Origin of the sequence: Streptomyces sp. NPDC058685 (assembly GCF_042714725.1) — a bacterium.
In the GTDB taxonomy this organism is placed as follows: Bacteria; Actinomycetota; Actinomycetes; order Streptomycetales; family Streptomycetaceae; genus Streptomyces.
In genome coordinates this window covers 38,962-54,177 of sequence record NZ_JBHXSL010000049.1, presented here as the reverse complement: position 1 = coordinate 54,177, position 15,216 = coordinate 38,962, and the positions used below count along the sequence as shown (strand labels likewise).

The 15,216-nt window shown below is 70.3% G+C and carries 13 protein-coding genes and 1 pseudogene; 9 read left to right on the top strand and 5 right to left on the bottom strand.

From position 1 onward, the window contains the following. The 4 genes and pseudogenes from ACFWU3_RS29445 to ACFWU3_RS29430 form a co-directional block, all read right to left on the bottom strand. Nucleotides 1-336 (bottom strand): annotated as a pseudogene (locus tag ACFWU3_RS29445) (acyl-CoA desaturase); the annotation flags it as partial. A 287-nt stretch (nucleotides 337-623) separates the two neighbouring features. Beyond that, nucleotides 624-1,517, bottom strand: coding sequence for an RNA polymerase sigma factor SigF (locus ACFWU3_RS29440; protein ID WP_384443748.1), 894 nt, complete (start codon nucleotides 1,515-1,517; stop codon nucleotides 624-626). Nucleotides 1,518-1,709: 192 nt separating this feature from the next. Continuing rightward, nucleotides 1,710-2,669 (bottom strand): polyphosphate kinase 2, encoded by a 960-nt coding sequence (gene ppk2, locus ACFWU3_RS29435; RefSeq protein WP_384443746.1) that lies wholly within the window; start codon nucleotides 2,667-2,669, stop codon nucleotides 1,710-1,712. A 157-nt stretch (nucleotides 2,670-2,826) separates the two neighbouring features. Beyond that, nucleotides 2,827-3,036, bottom strand: coding sequence for a hypothetical protein (locus ACFWU3_RS29430; protein ID WP_384443744.1), 210 nt, complete (start codon nucleotides 3,034-3,036; stop codon nucleotides 2,827-2,829). Between the two features lie 904 nt (nucleotides 3,037-3,940). On the opposite strand from ACFWU3_RS29430, the gene ACFWU3_RS29425 reads away from it, so the two are divergent. The 6 genes from ACFWU3_RS29425 to ACFWU3_RS29400 all read left to right on the top strand — a co-directional run bounded on the left by ACFWU3_RS29425 (nucleotide 3,941) and on the right by ACFWU3_RS29400 (nucleotide 9,440). After that, nucleotides 3,941-4,810 carry a SigB/SigF/SigG family RNA polymerase sigma factor gene (locus ACFWU3_RS29425; protein WP_384443753.1) on the top strand — a complete coding sequence of 290 codons (870 nt, stop codon included), beginning with the start codon at nucleotides 3,941-3,943 and terminating at the stop codon, nucleotides 4,808-4,810. Nucleotides 4,811-5,022: 212 nt separating this feature from the next. After that, a complete protein-coding gene (locus ACFWU3_RS29420; protein WP_384443742.1) occupies nucleotides 5,023-5,742 on the top strand; it encodes a GAF and ANTAR domain-containing protein in 720 nt (239 codons plus the stop codon). 5 nt (nucleotides 5,743-5,747) lie between these two features. Then, a complete protein-coding gene (locus ACFWU3_RS29415; protein ID WP_384443740.1) occupies nucleotides 5,748-6,476 on the top strand; it encodes an ANTAR domain-containing protein in 729 nt (242 codons plus the stop codon). A 261-nt stretch (nucleotides 6,477-6,737) separates the two neighbouring features. Continuing rightward, nucleotides 6,738-6,893, top strand: coding sequence for a hypothetical protein (locus ACFWU3_RS29410; protein ID WP_384443738.1), 156 nt, complete (start codon nucleotides 6,738-6,740; stop codon nucleotides 6,891-6,893). Nucleotides 6,894-7,336: 443 nt separating this feature from the next. Further along, on the top strand, nucleotides 7,337-8,287 hold the full coding sequence (locus ACFWU3_RS29405) for an alpha/beta hydrolase (protein ID WP_384443736.1): 951 nt from the start codon (nucleotides 7,337-7,339) through the stop codon (nucleotides 8,285-8,287). A gap of 313 nt (nucleotides 8,288-8,600) precedes the next feature. Continuing rightward, nucleotides 8,601-9,440: an alpha/beta fold hydrolase gene (locus ACFWU3_RS29400; RefSeq protein ID WP_384443734.1), complete on the top strand. Its 840-nt coding sequence runs from the start codon at nucleotides 8,601-8,603 to the stop codon at nucleotides 9,438-9,440. A gap of 152 nt (nucleotides 9,441-9,592) precedes the next feature. Here the strand turns inward: ACFWU3_RS29400 and ACFWU3_RS29395 are convergent, their stop codons facing one another. Beyond that, nucleotides 9,593-12,937, bottom strand: a complete 3,345-nt coding sequence (locus tag ACFWU3_RS29395) for a S8 family serine peptidase (protein ID WP_384443732.1) — start codon at nucleotides 12,935-12,937, stop codon at nucleotides 9,593-9,595. 385 nt (nucleotides 12,938-13,322) lie between these two features. Between ACFWU3_RS29395 and ACFWU3_RS29390 the strand changes: the two genes are divergently transcribed. The 3 genes from ACFWU3_RS29390 (at nucleotide 13,323) to ACFWU3_RS29380 (ending at nucleotide 15,153) form a co-directional block, all read left to right on the top strand. Further along, complete coding sequence (locus ACFWU3_RS29390) at nucleotides 13,323-13,787, top strand: VOC family protein (RefSeq protein WP_384443730.1); 465 nt, start codon at nucleotides 13,323-13,325, stop codon at nucleotides 13,785-13,787. 25 nt (nucleotides 13,788-13,812) lie between these two features. After that, nucleotides 13,813-14,409, top strand: a complete 597-nt coding sequence (locus tag ACFWU3_RS29385; RefSeq protein ID WP_384443728.1) for a GPP34 family phosphoprotein — start codon at nucleotides 13,813-13,815, stop codon at nucleotides 14,407-14,409. 279 nt (nucleotides 14,410-14,688) lie between these two features. Then, nucleotides 14,689-15,153 (top strand): hypothetical protein, encoded by a 465-nt coding sequence (locus ACFWU3_RS29380; RefSeq protein WP_384443726.1) that lies wholly within the window; start codon nucleotides 14,689-14,691, stop codon nucleotides 15,151-15,153. Nucleotides 15,154-15,216: the final 63 nt, after the last annotated feature.

Here is a 15,216-nt window from a genome sequence, read left to right as displayed (position 1 = left end):
GCCCATGCCGATACCGGCGTTGCCTGCGATGCGGCCGGTGCGTTCGCTGGCCTTGCGGAGCCGGAACACCTGCCGGTGCGCCACGTCGTGCGCGACCAGTGCGACCTGGCCGAAGACGACGGCCAGGAACGCCGCCACAGCGAGGGTCCACCAGCTGTCGCCGACGAGAACGAACGCGACCCAGCCGCCGACGTAGAGCGCGGCCACGGCGGACAGACGGGCTGTGTAGTAGCCCGGGCGGCGGTCCATGAGGCCGTGGTCGGCAATCTTCTTCGACAGGTGGGCGAAGTCGCTGCCTGTGCTCCGCGCGGGATGTGCAAAGGTCTCGTCGATCACGGTCGGGACCCTTTCGGTGGGTTGCACCCGGGGCGGTTCGCACCGGGTCCACTCCACGCAGCCGTTGGCGGGGTCACGGCCGAGCACCTCCGGAGGGAGGCGCTCTTTGAAGCGTGCGAGAGCGTTTGACTCTGTGTCGCGTACCCCGGAATCGTCCTCACGCACGTCTGTGGGCCTGCCTGCTGCTCAGGGCAGACGCAGCGGTGCGTCCCGGGACTGGCACACAGCGCGGTGCCGCCGTGTGCGGGGAACTCACCCGACCGCTGCGCGCCGGGTGAGTGGCGCTGCTAGCGGGTCGTGAAGAGGCCTGTGCGGAGCTTGGCCAGGGTGCGGGTCAGCAGCCGGGAGACATGCATCTGGGAGATGCCGAGCTCCTCGCCGATGCGGGCCTGGGTCAGCTCCTGGCCGAAGCGCATCTCGACGAGGGAGCGCTCGCGGTCGTCCAGCTGCGCGAGCAGCGGGGCCAGGGAGTGCAGATTCTCGACCAGGGCCAGGGAGGGGTCGGCGTCGCCGATCGTGTCGGCGTAGGTGCGGCCGTCGTCGCTCCCCTCACTCCCGGATCCGGGGGCGGGGGTGTCGATGGAGTCGGCGACATAGCCGGCGGAGGCGATGAGGCCGTCGATGACCTCTTCCTCGGACAGGTCCAGCTGATCGGCGAGTTCCTTGACCGTGGGCTCGCGGTCCAGTCGGCTGTGGAGCGTTTCCTTGGTCCTGGCGAGTTCGACGCGTAGCTCCTGAAGGCGCCGCGGCACGTGGACGGCCCAGGTGGCGTCGCGGAAGAAGCGCTTGATCTCGCCGACGATGTAGGGGATGGCGAAGGAGGAGAACTCGACTTCGCGCGCGAGGTCGAACCGGTCGATCGCCTTGATCAGGCCGATGGTGCCGACCTGGGTGATGTCCTCCATCTCACCGTCGCCGCGATTGCGGAACCGGCGCACGGCGAACTTGACCAGGGACAGGTTCATCTCGATCAACGTGTTCCGCGCGTACTGGTACTCCGCGGTGCCCTCTTCGAGGACCTGCAAGCGGTCGAAGAACAGCTTCGACAACTGGCGGGCGTCCCTGGGGGCCACCTTCCCGGCATCCTCGATCCACGGCAGCCCGCCGCTGACAGCGTCTGCCGATGCCCCCGCAATGTCGATGTCCGCGCCGGGTGTTGCGGTCGATAGCGGGAGGGTCATGACGATGTCCAGACTGTAGGAGGCAACCACCTGCCGGGTCACCTGCCCCGCGCCCTTGTTCTCACACCCTGTGCACCCGATGGGACGGACCGCGGCATGCTCGGTTGCCGGAGGTCTGCCGCAGACATGTCGGCAGTCTTCTTCCGCGGCCGGCCGGAGAACGACCGTGAGGCCGATGCCCCGTCCGGCGGATCAGCCGGCTGCTGGGTGGTCTCCGGGGCCTTCGGTGTGGAGGGCGAGAGGGGTGGGGGACAGGGCGGTGTCCTCCTCGCCGGGTTCGAGGAGCGTGGCGGCCGGGCCGATGATGAGCGGGTCCGCCAGTGCGACCGCGTCGCTGTCCTTGCTGGTGTAGTCGATGCGCGCGAGGAGGCTGCGCATGGCTTCGAGGCGGGCACGGCGCTTGTCGTTGCTCTTCACGACGGTCCAGGGGGCGTGCTCGGTGTCGGTGGCGCGGAACATGTCGATCTTTGCGACGGTGTAATCGTCCCAGTGGTCCAGGGAGTCGAGGTCGGTCGGCGAGAGTTTCCACTGCCGTACGGGGTCGACCTGACGGATGGCGAAGCGGGTGCGTTGCTCGCCGCGGGAGACGGAGAACCAGAACTTCACCAGCAGGATGCCGTCGTCGACGAGCATCTCCTCGAAGCGAGGACATTGCTGGAGGAAGAGCTCGTACTCGGACTTGGTGCAGTAGCCCATGACGCGCTCCACGCCGGCCCGGTTGTACCAGGAGCGGTCGAAGAAGACGAGTTCGCCCGCCGCGGGCAGGTGCGCGGCGTAGCGCTGGAAGTACCACTGGCCCGATTCCCGTTCGGTGGGCTTGTCCAGGGCGACGACGCGGGCGCCGCGGGGGTTGAGCCGTTCGGTGAACCGGTGAATGGTTCCGCCCTTGCCCGCGGCGTCACGTCCCTCGCAGACCACGATCAGGCGGGCGCCGGTCTCCTTGGCCCAGCGCTGGAGCTTGAGCATCTCGATCTGCAGGACCCGCTTCTGCTGTTCGTACTCCTTGCGCCGGACCTTGCGGTCGTAGGGGTGATTCTCCCGCCACGTCGCGATCGAGCGGCCTGCCTCGTCCAGCAGAACCGGCTGTGCGGGACTGCTGTCGTCCACGGTCAGCCCGTCCAGCAATGATCTCTGCGTCGCGTCATCGTTCATTGCTCAACCCTCTCGGCCCGGCCCCGCGTGATCCGTGCACGCCCGTGCGCAGCGCCTGCCTTCTGCGGTTCCCTGCAACCCGCAGGCCAGTCCTGTTCCCTCACGGCCGCGGCCGGCGACCGTGGTGCGCCCTTGCCGCACCGCGCCGGTACCCGCCTCACCGGACCCGGTGATCACGGCGTCCACGCACATCGGCGCTGTCACGCCCGGTGGAACCGTCGCGCTGGAGATGGCCGTCGAGGTAGAGCCCGGCCAGCAGGCCGATCGCCCCGAGAGTGAGGACGAGGAGGAAGGCGGTGAAGCCGCCGAACGCGGCAGCGAAGCCGAGCGCGAGGCCTGTCAGCAGCCCCATGCGAGTGGACGTCATGTCAGTTCTCCTTGGTGCCGCGCGAAACCGCCCTGGGACCGGTGTTCCCGCCGTGTCACCAGTGGCGAACGTGGAGTGATCGGCAATCTTCATGACGCCCTCCTCGGCCTCCGGACGTACGAGGCGGTGTCGCGCTCGTCGTGCCGGTAGGACCCCTGACAGGGCAGAACGTCACGACGTTTTCGTCGCAGGCTGAACGCCACTGGGCACCGGTTCGAGCGAACTGGGCGCCCGGCGGCTGGTGGCCCCCGCGGGCGAGGTGGGGCATTGCCGGGGCAGCGGGGACCGCAGGAAGCGAGCAGGGAGCCGATCGCTTCCTGCGGTCCCGTGCTCGGGCACCCCGTTGAGATGCCCGGCACCGTGCCGGGGGCTGCCTTCACCCGCCACGGCCGGCCGCAGGACGCGCCGCTCGCACCTCCCGCTGCCACAGGAGATCCGGAGCGGCAGCGCTCACGGATTGCTTTCTGAACGGACATCACCCGGCCGGGTGATGCGGCGAATCCGTCCCCGGCCCGGAGCCGGCCGGCCTGCCGCGGTGGCGCAGGACGGCGGTTGCTGTCCGGTGGCGCGCAGGAGGGCTGTGGTCATCGTCGGCTGTGAGGGCTACGGTGGGAGTGGCCCTTGACCCCGGTGCCCCTGATCGTGCGGCGTTGCGGGTGGTGGTCACGGTGTACAGAACCCCGGTTCGAGTGCCTTGCCGTGATGTCCGGGTGGCTCCTGCAGCGATGGGCCGGCAACAGCCCTCAATTCTGCCGTCGCGTCGAGTGGAAGCGTTCTCACGGGTGTCCTCTGTGGCCGAGACGCCGGTCCACGTCGTGCTCGCGTGGCGGGATCCCGCCCCCATCTCTCGAGCGAAGGCGGCGACGTGATCCGTGATCCCGGGGTTTCCACAGAGGAATTCCCTCTGCTGCGCAGCCCGACGCCAGATCCTGTCTCCCGGGCGGGCACCGGGCCACTCCCGTGGATCGAAGACCCGGCAGGAGTGTCTCCTCACGATGCCCGGTCGCTGTCCCGGGTGTTCTTCGAGCGGCTCGACATGCTGGAGGAAGGCAGCCGCGAGTACCAGTACGCGCGCAACACGCTGATCGAGATGAACCGGAGCCTCGTCGGGTTCGCCGCCCGCCGTTTCCGCAGCCGCGGAAACGGTCAGATGGAGGACCTCATCCAGGTCGGCATCATCGGTCTCATCAAGGCGGTCGACCGGTTCGACGTGTCCCGCGACGTTGAGTTCACGTCCTACGCCATCCCCTGCATCGTGGGCGAGATCAAGCGGTATTTCCGCGACGCCACCTGGGCCGTCCATGTGCCGCGGCGTCTGCAGGAACTGCGGGTCGATCTGGGCAAGGCCAGAGAACACCTGGCCAGTACCTCCGATCATGAACCCACGATCAGGGAACTGGCCGCGTATCTGGAGCTCGGCGACGACGAGATCATCGAGGGCCTTGTCGCGGCCCAGGGATACGCGGCCGGGCCGCTGGACGTTCCGGACGACAGCGGTGCGGACGCCGGAGCGGGTGCCAACGGCATCTCGCGCCCGGTCTCGGAGCGACTCGGCGTGCCCGATCACGGCATGGACCTGGTGGAGGACTTCCTGACGCTGGCCCCGCTGCTCGCCCAGCTCGACGACCGGGAACGGCAGCTGATCCGCATGCGCTTCGGGCAGGACATGACTCAGGTACGGATCGGCAAGGAACTCGGGATTTCACAGATGCACGTCTCGCGGCTCCTCGCGAGGGTATTGGCACGGCTTCGTGTCGGCATGCTCGACCAGTAGCCGTCAGCCGGTGGCCAGACGCAGCTCGCGGTCTTGGGGGACCGCGGGGGCGTCCGCACAGGGCAGCGCCGGGGGGCGGGGCGTGACCCTCGGCGCTGCCCGGTTTCGTCCTCCTCCCGCGCCGGGAGGTCTAGGCTGTGATCACACCCACCGGCTTCTGGGTGCTTCCGGCTGTCTCGGCAGGGAGCAAAGTGCGCGGGAAGGGGGTTGGGATGCTCAGTCCTGAGATGGCCGACATCCTGCGGCTCCTGCATGTGCGTGCGGAGCCGGGCCTTCCCGACGGCTGTACGGCCGCTCTGGGCATGGACCATCTCGCGGTCTCCCTCGTCGGCGAAAGCCGGACCATGGAGCAGCTGTGGTCGTCGGGCGCGACGGGGATTCTCTTCGACGATCTGCAGTTCACCCTGGGGGAAGGTCCCGCCTCGGACACGGTCCGCACGGGCCTGCTCACCCTGGAGCACGATGTCGCGGCTGTCCGGGCCGATCGGTGGCCGGCGCTGATGCCGGCGATGGCCGGTCTGCCGATCCGGGCCATGTTCTGCTTCCCCCTGGCTCTCGGCGGGATCACGGTCGGCGTGCTGACCGCTCTGCGAGCCACACCGGGACCCATGTCCGGCCGGGAAATGGACGATGCCCTGGCGCTCGTCTCCGCGCTGACTCTGCATTTCCTCGGCGCGGACGGCACCCAGCTGGAAGCCTGGATCGACGCACAGCGGGACGGAGTTCTGCACCGTGCCGTCGTGCACCAGGCCACCGGCATGCTCAGCGTCCAGCTCGCTGTTCCCCTGCCGCAGGCGCTGCTGCGACTGCGTGCCCATGCCTATGGTCACGCGCGATCCATCGTCGACGTGGCCGAAGACATCGTGGCCCGCCGGCTGCGACTGGCTCCCGACCACCAAGAACCCGATTCGACAGACGAGACGAGGGGATGACTGTCATGTCCCGCGAGCAGCAAGTGTCAGCGGTCTTCGTGGACGTCGCGGACTCTCTCACCGATGACTTCGACGTCATCGACTTCCTGGAGCAGCTGTGCACGCACTGCGTCGCTCTCCTCGACGTCTCGGCCGCCGGCATTCTCCTGGCAGGCGAGGGGGACACGCTGCACACCATCGCGGCCTCCGACGAGAACACGCACCTGCTGGAGCTCTTCGCTCTCCAGCACGATCAGGGGCCCTGTCTGGACTGCTACCGCGATGGACAGGCTCGCATCAACATCGACCTGCACAGCGCCCAGGAAACCTACGCCTGGCCCGAGTTCGCCACAGCCGCCCGCTCCAGCGGCTTCAGCTCCAGTCACGTGTTCCCCCTGCGCCTGCGGGCCCGCGCGGTCGGTGCGCTGAACCTGTTCCACACCGGTGGCCAGCCCCTGAGCCCGGCCGACGCCTCCCTCGCCCAGGCACTGGCCAACGTGGCCACCATCGCTCTTCTCCAACAACGCGCTCTCGACCACGAGCAGAAGGAGAAGGCGCAGCTCCAGCACGCGTTGACGGCCCGAGTTCTCATCGAGCAGGCCAAGGGCATCCTCGCCGAACGCTGGAACACCAGCCCCGACACGGCGTTCAACTCACTGCGGGCATACGCCCGCAAGCGTCAGCTCCGCGTCTCGGACTGCGCCCGCCGGATCATCGACCAGACGCTCGACAGCAACGACATCCCGCATGCCTGACCCGCCCGTGGTGGGCCGGTGCGCCGCGTAGCCGCGGCACCGGTGCGGCGGCTTCGAGGCAGTCGTCTTCGTGTCCCGCGCATGGGTGGTGGAGGGCGGGGCACACGGAGCGAGCACGAACAGAGATCCGGCGGCCGCCGATGGCGCGGCCGGCCGGATCTCGACTGGCCCGGGCTGCGCAGCGGGGCGGGGAGAGGGTGCTGCAGGTCCGACGACGCGAAGGCCCGCACGCACCGAAGAGACGGAAAGATCGGAACCGAAATGATTGTCCTGGGTGCCATTCTGCTCATCATCGGCCTGCTGGCCGGTGTCTCGTTGCTGACGACGATCGGCGGCGTGCTCGTCGTGGTCGGCGCGGTCCTGTGGGTCCTCGGCGCGAGTGGGCGCAAGGTCGGCGGGCGTAAGCACTTCTTCTGACAGACGCCCCTGCGGGGGTTCTCCTCGATGTGCGCACACGTCTGAGGACGAACACCCGGTCAGGGGCGCCGCAGGCCGAGCCGGAGGACTGCCCTGCCGACCGACCTGCTCACGCCGTACCGTTCCGGGGTCCCGCGGAGAACCACTTTCCGCCGGACCCCGTCGGCATGCTCCGGCACCCTCGCACCGGCGGGTCCCTGGAGGGCGCTCTCCCGGGTCGACTCCCTCGCCGTCGCCGAGTTTACTGTGAGGTGGGTCACATCAGGCCGGCCCGAGCGTCAGGCCGGGCGCCCGCCCGCTGTAAGAATCCGCAGGTCACCGCCATCGTTCGACCTCTCCACCGAACCCGGAACGGTTCTCTTCCGCATCTGTCACACACGTCACACCTCTTTGGTCATACGTGCGAAAGCGGGCAAAAGCCCGCCGAGGCAAGGAGTGCGACCATGACCAAGCCCGTTCTGGAGCCCGCGGCTCAGGAGTTCGCCGACGCGACCGCCAAGCCGCCGTTCCTCTACGAAATCGGCCCGGAAGCCGCCCGGAAGGTCCTGGACGATCTGCAGGCGGCGCCGGTGGAGAAGCCGGACGTCGAGGAGGAGTGGATCACTGTGCCCGCCGAGGTGGGTGATGTGCGGATCCGCATCGTCAAGCCCCTCGGCTCCCGGGGCCCGCTGCCGGCCGTCCTCTACGTCCACGGTGGCGGCTGGGTCCTCGGCAATGCCGGCACCCATGACCGTCTGGTGCGCGAACTCGCCGTCGGGGCGAACGTCGCCGTCGTGTTCGTCGAGTACGACCGCTCCCCGGAGGCCGCCTACCCGGTCGCCATCGAGCAGGCGTACGCGACCGCTCGATGGATCACCGCGAGGGGCGCCGACGTGGGGTTGGACCCCTCCCGGCTGGCCGTGGCCGGCGACTCCGTCGGCGGCAACATGGCCGCCGCGCTGACCCACATGGCCAAGCGGCGCGGCGACGTGACCTTCGTGCACCAGTCGCTGTACTACCCCGTCACCGACGCGGCTCAGGACACCGACAGCTACCGGGAGTTCGCCGACGGCCCCTTCCTCACCGCGAAGGCCATGGCCTGGTTCTGGGACTGCTACACCACCGACCCGGCCCAGCGGGCCGAGATCACCGCCTCGCCGCTCCGGGCCGGCCCGGACGACCTGGAGGGCCTCCCGCCGGCGCTCGTCATCGTCGACGAGAACGACGTGCTGCGGGACGAGGGCGAGGCGTACGCCCGCAAGCTGACCGAGGCCGGCGTGCCCACCACGAGCATCCGCATCAACGGCACCCTGCACGACTTCATGATGCTCAACCCTCTGCGGCCCACGCAGGCGACAACTGCAGCGATGGAGCGGGCCGTTCACACCCTGCGCGTTGCCCTGCACGGCAACTGAGGTTGCCGCCCGCCTCAGTTTCTCCCGACGAACCAGCAGTACTGAGCCCGGCTCGGTTGCTCCTGCCGAACCAGCAGCACTGAAGCCGTTCACCGCCTCGGCGCGCGTGCGCGGGGACCACCCGCGCACCGGCCGTCGAGTCCGATCGGTTCACCGGGCCGATCCCCGGCCGTCACCCGTTCCCGGCAAGCCCTGGACACGAACCCGCTTGCCGCGCCCGGCCCCCCATGACCTGCGGCAGCACCTGCCGTACCGCGGCCATGCCCACCTGTCCGGACATGGCTGAACCCCTGCGCCTCGAAAGGGCCCCCTCATGTACCGTCACTCGCGCCTTCGGCGTGCCCGTACCCCCCTCACCCTCCTGGCCACCGCAACCGTCGCCTCCGCGCTCCTGGCCGCGTCGGTCGGTCCGGCGAGCGCGGAGAGCACCGCCTCGAAGGGCGGCAAGCCGACCGTCGTGCTCGTCCACGGCGCGTTCGCCGACTCCTCCAGCTGGAACGGCGTCATCGGCGAGCTGAAGAAGGACGGCTACCCGGTGGTGGCCGCGGCCAACCCGCTGCGCAGCCTCAGCGGCGACGCCGCCTCCGTCAAGAGTCTGCTGGACACCATCAAGGGGCCCGTGGTTCTCGTCGGGCACTCCTACGGTGGTGCGGTCATCACCAACGCCGCCCACGGCTCCGACAAGGTCAAGGCGCTGGTGTACGCCGACGCCTTCCTCCCCGACAAGGGCGAGAGCGCCAATGCGCTGGCGAGCAAGTTCGAGGGCAGCGTCATCGCCAAGGTTCTGCGACCCGTCCCGATCACCAACGCCGACGGCTCCAAGGACGTCGATCTCTCCATCGACCAGTCCGCGTTCCGCCAGGCGTTCGGTGCGGACGTCCCCGCGGAGAAGGCCGGACTGATGGCGGTCACCCAGCGTCCCGGGACCGGCACGGCTCTCAACGAACCGTCCGGTGAGCCCGCTTGGAAGGACATCCCCTCCTGGGCTCTCGTGGGCACCGACGACCGGATCATCCCTCGGGAGGCCCAGGTCTTCATGGCCGAGCGCGCCGGCGCCCACGTCAAGGAGATCAAGTCCTCCCACGCCGTGAGCGTGTCCCACCCGCAGGCCGTCACCGACATCATCGAGAAGGCGGCCCGGACGGTCCGCTGACCGGCACCCCGGCACGGCGGGGCGGGTACGACGCCGCCCCGCCGTCGTACCCGGCGGCCGGCCCACGGCTCCCCGTACGCCCGGCACCGGCTTCCCCCCACGGCAGGGAGGGTTCACCGGCGCCGGGCCACGGTCATCCTCGGCGGGTCACCTCACGGAGCGAGGCGGTAGGCGTTCGTGATCGTCTCGCGCACCGTGTTGCCGCCCTTGTCCTTCAGGTCCACCTGGAAGGACACGGCCTTGGCGGCCGCCGGGTGCTTCACGATCACCGAGCGCGCCCCCTTCGCGTCGGTCGTCACGGTGAGCGCCTTCCAGGTCAGGCCGCCGTCGAAGGAGACCTTCACGGTCAGTGCGGCGACCTGCCCGGCCGCGGCGGCCGCTCCGCTCAGCTTAAGCGGCACCGCGAGCGCGCTGCCCGCCCGAGCCGTGCTGCTGAGGCTCAGCATCGGCGTGAACCGCACCGTCGACAGCGGCAGCCTGGCCGTGCTGTCCGCCGCCGGCCGGGCCGAGGTGAACGTCCACACCCCTGCCACCTTCGTGCTGGTGGACGTGTCCTCGGTGGAGCGGCTCGCCTCGACCGTCAGGCGGTACGGGGCGGAGGCGGCGGGAACGTCGGCGCCCAGCCAGTCCGTGGCCGGGCCCTCGGCGAGGACCCGTCCGCCGGATTCCAGCTTCGCGAAGCCACTGGTGACGGTCGATGAACCCAGGTTGCCGTGGCCGTCGTTGAACAGCGGGATCCTGGCGCCGATGTAGTCGCCGGTCCGCTCGGCGCCCTGCTCCCCCGGAGTTCCCGCCGCGAGATCGGGGCCGACCACACCGGTGTTGAAGTTCAGCGTGTGGCTGGAGCCCGGCTTGTAGGCCACCCCCGGCTTCGAGTAGATCATGCGCGGCTCGCCGAGGGCATTGAGCTGGGTGGCCGTCCAGGCCCAGCGCACGCCGGCCGCGCTGAGGTAGTGCGTGGTGGCCTGCGGCAGCTTCTGCTCCCGCGGTTCCTCGATGCCGATGGTCGTCCCGAGTTCGTCCAGCGGTGTGATGTGGACCTGGCCCTTGGCTCCGGTGACGGAGGCGCCGAAGCCGAGCTTCACCTCGGCGACATCGGCCCGGGTGACGGTACGGGTCAGGCCGGTGAAGAAGCTCCCCTTGCGGTTGAAGGCGAGCCGGTGGTCGACGTTCTTGCCGGGCGTCTTCCACACGCCGTTGAACTGGGCCCGCATCGTCGGGGACTCCGGGCCGAGGGCGGCGGTGCGGATCGGCGGTACCCCGTTGGTGGACCAGGAGTTGCCCACCCCGACGGCCTGGTCGTAGTAGCCGACGATGGAGGTGACGAGCTTCGCGGCAGGGTCCATGGCCTTCACGGCGAACGGCTTCGCCTTGCGGGAGTCGAGGGTGACCGCGACCTTTCCGGTCACGTTCAGCACCGGCTGGACGAAGAAGCCCAGTTCGTTGTCCTCGGCGAAGACCAGGCTCGCCAGCTGGTACCTGCCCTTGGGCAGCCGCTGGACCACCGTGCCGTTCGCGCTGTACGGCAGTTCCACGAACTCGCCGCGTCCGTCGACCGGGTTGATCGTCGTCATGTACGTCGCCGGGTGCGCCCCGTCGGCGTCGATGTGCCGCACGGTGACGTCGTACGACTCCACCTCCCGCTCGGCCACCAGGCCGGTGCGCACCTGCTGGCCGCTTCCCGACGCCAGCACGGTGCCGCCGAAGACGCCGTCGGCGGTGCCCTTGCGGGTGTCGACGGTGACGGTGGTCGCCGCGGTGCCGCCGGCCGGAACGGTGAGCTGGGCGTCCTTGACGGCGAACATGCCGGCCGGCGCGGGGCCGCCCGACGAGTCGACCCCGGAGACACTCAGCCGCAGAGTGACCGCCTGGGCCCCGTGGTTGCGGTAGGTGACGGTCTTCGAGACCGGCTTGTCGTCGGCATGCGGCCAGGCGTGAAGGCCGAAGTCCAGGGAGCCGGGCTCGGAGACGACGAGGGCGGTGGCGGCGCGCTCCAGGTCCACCCGGCCCGCGCCCTGCTGATGGGCGTTCAGCACCGGGTTGGGCTTGGCCGACCCGGTCAGGAGCGACTTCAGCCGGGCTCCGGTCCAGCCCGGGTGCTGCTGGAGCGCCAGGGCGGCGGCGCCCGCGACGTGCGGGGAGGCCATCGACGTGCCGGACTGCGAGATGTAGTCCTCGCCCGAGGGCTCCTCGCTCTGTGTGGTCAGGGCCGCGGTGATGTCCACGCCGGGGCCGGTGATGTCCGGCTTGGGCGTGCCGTCGAGATTCGGGCCGCGGCTGGAGAAGTCGGCGATCCGGTCCTGCTTGTCCACAGCGCCCACGGTGAGCGCCGTGGGCGCGCTGCCGGGCGACCAGATCGTGCGGCGCCCTTCTCCCGAGTTGCCCGCGGCCACCACGAACAGGGCCTTTCCGGAGAGCCGGGCGATGGCCGCCTCCATCGGGTCGACCTCCGGGGTGTCGGGGGCGCCCAGGCTCATGTTGACGACCTGCGCGCCCTGGTCGACGGCCCACTGCATGCCTGCGACGATGCCGGAGATGTCGCCGAAGCCGTCATCGCCCAGGACCTTGCCGTCCAGCAGCTTCGCGTCGGGAGCCACGCCCTTGTTGCGGCCGCCGGACCTCGCCCCGCTTCCGGCGATGGTGGAGGCCACGTGCGTACCGTGCCCGTAGCGGTCGTCGTTGACGGGGGACTCGGTGAAGTTCTTCTGTGCCACCTCGACGCCCTGGAGATCCGGGTGGGTCTGGTCCACGCCGCTGTCCAGGACCGCCACCTTGACGCCCTTGCCGGTCCAGCCCGACTTCCACATGGCGGGCGCACCGATGTGCGGCACGCTCTCGGCCAGGGTGCCCCGGACCTTGGCGTCCAGCCAGACACGGGCGACGGGCCGTGCGGCCGAACCGCCGGACGTACGGGCAAAAGAGCGGCCGGCGACGGCCGTCCACAGCGCCGGCGCACCGGACTTGGGCGTCTCGAAGGCCTCGCCGCCGACCGCGGGCAGCGCGCGTCGCTCCCGGACGGCCACCCCCGCGAACGGGTCACCGGCGCCGGCCCGCGCTCCGTCGCCGTCCTGCCGGTAGCCGACGATCAGCGGCAGCGTGGCGCGGTGCGCGTCGTCGTACCCGTCCCTGACCAGCTGCGCGACGTCGAACAGTTGCCGGTCGAGCACGCCGTCGGCGACCAGCCGGAGGGCGTCCTGCGGGATGACGTACGTGTGACCGTCAGCGCGCCGCACCGAGAAGCCGATCCCCTCGCGGCCCTTGCCGCGCACGAGCCGAACCACCCGTCCGTCCGTCCCGACGTCCACGCGGTCGCCGCTGATGAGCGTGACCGTGGCCGGCGGCCCGGCCTTCGCTTTCGCCGGTGTCTTCGTCCCCTCCTGCGCGGCGGAGCCGGCGGCCTGCGCCGTCTGCCCACCGGCCGAAACGGCCCCCGTGACCAGCGTCCCGGCCACCACGGCGGCCAGTGCCGCCGTTCTCGCGCGTGCTGTGGATCCCACTCGTGTTTCCCCCACCTCGTGTGCATGCCAACGCGTTCTCCGGTACTACGCACGGGGGGACGGTTCGGTTGCCTGCGCAGCTCGCCGATCGGAGAGAGGAAGGGGAGGGGGAACGAACGCGGTTGGCGCGGGTCGACCGACATGACGTGGGCCGGGAGCGGGACTACTCTGATCGAGTGAAGCCGTGATACGCGGCGCGTCGGCCGAGGCCCCTGAAGTGCGGGCACCCGGCCGCGGCATCCACAGGCGAAACCCATGTACGAGCCACGTCGTGGTGGACGCGCTCTCCCGTCACCTCTCCGAGCGCGACAGTGTCTTCGGCCGGGGCGAGCAGGCCGGATCGCGTGACAGCAGGCACTGCCTGACACGGCGCAAGGAGGCTGCGATGAGTACGGCGGATGTGTCCAGCGAAGCCGGCCGGGTCTCACGGGCCCAGGGCATCGACATGATGCTCGAGGTGATCCTTGTCCCTGTGTCGGATCTCGAGCGCGCTACGGAGTTCTATCTGCGCCTCGGGTGGAGGCGGGACGACAACACGCCGCCCGGTGTGGAGCAGTTCACCCCTCCCGGCTCCGGGTGCTCGGTGGTGTTCGGCGAGGGCCTCACGTCGGCGGCGCCCGGTTCGGCCGGCGGTTTCCTGGTCGTCTCCGACATCCAAGCCGCGCGGGACGCACTGGTCGCCGACGGCGTCGACGTGGGCGAGATCTTCCACGTCACTCCGGGCGGCCCGGTCCCGGGCCGTGATCCCGATGGCGGCAGCTACGTCACGAGGGCGTTCTTCAGTGATCCCGACGGCAACAGCTGGATGCTGCAAGAGATCACGACCCGCCTCCCCGGCCGCCTCGGATGATCCGCCGCTTCGGACGTGAGGCTTCATGAGCACCCCGCGGGATCTGCTGATCGTCGCCATGGACGTCGCGGGCACCCGTGACGTCGGGCCCGGTGATCTGTCGCTCGCGCTCGCCGGAGCCGAGTTGATCGAGCTGCTGAAGACACCGACCATCCGCTTGGACGCCGGTCGCATCGTGCCGGGGCATCTGCCGTTGCCGGCGGATCCGCTCCTGGTGGAGGCCGCCGCCGTCCTCATGATGGACGAGCCCTACGAGTTGGTCGGCGACTGGCTGTGGCGCAGGGGTGACTCCCTGGCCGAGGCGTACATGGCCGCCTTCGAGGCCGACGGGCTCGTCGTGCGGCAGGGCAGCCGGCCCTTCCGTGGCGGGCAGAGGGTCCTGGTCGATTCGCCGACGCGCCGCAGGGCGATGGAACGCTGGGAATCCGACGAGCCGGTCCTCGCCGGCCTGGCGGAGGGTCTCGGGATCGAGCGGGAGTCCGCGGAACCGTCGGAGATCGAGGACTATTCCGTGGCGATGGTGCTCGGCGCCGTCAACGACGCCCTGCTGGAACTGGAGGGCGAGCGGCAGAAGCGGGGGATCGAGCAGGCCGCATTCGACAACGTCTGGCGTGGCTTCTAACGGACCCTGCGGTGCTCCGACGAGCCGCCGCCCGGCGGGACCCTGCGGTGCTCCGACGAGCCGCCGCCCGGCGGGACTCTGCGGTGCTCCGACGAGCCGCCGCCGGCGGACCGGCCCGCCGTGCTCCGCGAGCCGTCGGCCGACCCACCTGCATGGCTCCGCCGGCCGCCCGTCGGCGAGGCCGGAAGGCCCGTCCGGACGGCCGCACAGCGTCCGTGATCCGAGTGGTCCGGTGCCGGTGGCCGTTTGCCCGAGGCGGCGACGGGGACTGCGTGGAGCATGATCCGAACCATTGTGCGCGGCTGCGCGGCGGGGGCCGCGGGGACCACCGCCTTGAATGCCATGGGCTATGCCGACATGGCTGTGCGGGGCAGGCCCGCCAGCAGTGTCCCGGAAACCCTGGTGGACACCGTCACCACCCGGGTCGGGATTCCGCTCCCGGACTCCGACAACAAGGGCAACCGGCTCTCCGGTCTCGCGGCGATCGCCGGGATCGCCGTGGGAGCCGGGACGGGCGCCGCCGTTTCGCTTGCCCACCGGTCCGGGGCCCGGCTGCCCCTCTGGCTGGGAGGCGCGCTCACCGGGGTGCTGGCGATGGCCGCCTCCGACGTGCCCCTCGCCGCCTTCGGGATCAGCGACCCCCGTACCTGGTCGGCCGCCGACTGGACCTCGGACGTGGTCCCGCACCTCGTCTACGGCGTGGTCACCTACGGCCTGGTGGCCGCCTGGGACCGGCGGCCGTGACCGTCTCGGCCCGCGCGGCCGGAAAGTCGGCCACTTCCCCATGCTGATCAGGGAAGAAGACTC

What these genes read in the sequence shown, in the direction of transcription:
- ACFWU3_RS29440 (WP_384443748.1), bottom strand. Translation starts at nt 1,517, where the DNA reads ATGACCCTCCCGCTATCGACCGCAACACCCGGCGCGGACATCGACATT.
- ppk2 (WP_384443746.1), bottom strand. Translation starts at nt 2,669, where the DNA reads ATGAACGATGACGCGACGCAGAGATCATTGCTGGACGGGCTGACCGTG.
- ACFWU3_RS29430 (WP_384443744.1), bottom strand. Translation starts at nt 3,036, where the DNA reads ATGACGTCCACTCGCATGGGGCTGCTGACAGGCCTCGCGCTCGGCTTC.
- ACFWU3_RS29420 (WP_384443742.1), top strand. Translation starts at nt 5,023, where the DNA reads ATGCTCAGTCCTGAGATGGCCGACATCCTGCGGCTCCTGCATGTGCGT.
- ACFWU3_RS29415 (WP_384443740.1), top strand. Translation starts at nt 5,748, where the DNA reads ATGTCCCGCGAGCAGCAAGTGTCAGCGGTCTTCGTGGACGTCGCGGAC.
- ACFWU3_RS29410 (WP_384443738.1), top strand. Translation starts at nt 6,738, where the DNA reads ATGATTGTCCTGGGTGCCATTCTGCTCATCATCGGCCTGCTGGCCGGT.
- ACFWU3_RS29405 (WP_384443736.1), top strand. Translation starts at nt 7,337, where the DNA reads ATGACCAAGCCCGTTCTGGAGCCCGCGGCTCAGGAGTTCGCCGACGCG.
- ACFWU3_RS29400 (WP_384443734.1), top strand. Translation starts at nt 8,601, where the DNA reads ATGTACCGTCACTCGCGCCTTCGGCGTGCCCGTACCCCCCTCACCCTC.
- ACFWU3_RS29390 (WP_384443730.1), top strand. Translation starts at nt 13,323, where the DNA reads ATGAGTACGGCGGATGTGTCCAGCGAAGCCGGCCGGGTCTCACGGGCC.
- ACFWU3_RS29385 (WP_384443728.1), top strand. Translation starts at nt 13,813, where the DNA reads ATGAGCACCCCGCGGGATCTGCTGATCGTCGCCATGGACGTCGCGGGC.
- ACFWU3_RS29380 (WP_384443726.1), top strand. Translation starts at nt 14,689, where the DNA reads ATGATCCGAACCATTGTGCGCGGCTGCGCGGCGGGGGCCGCGGGGACC.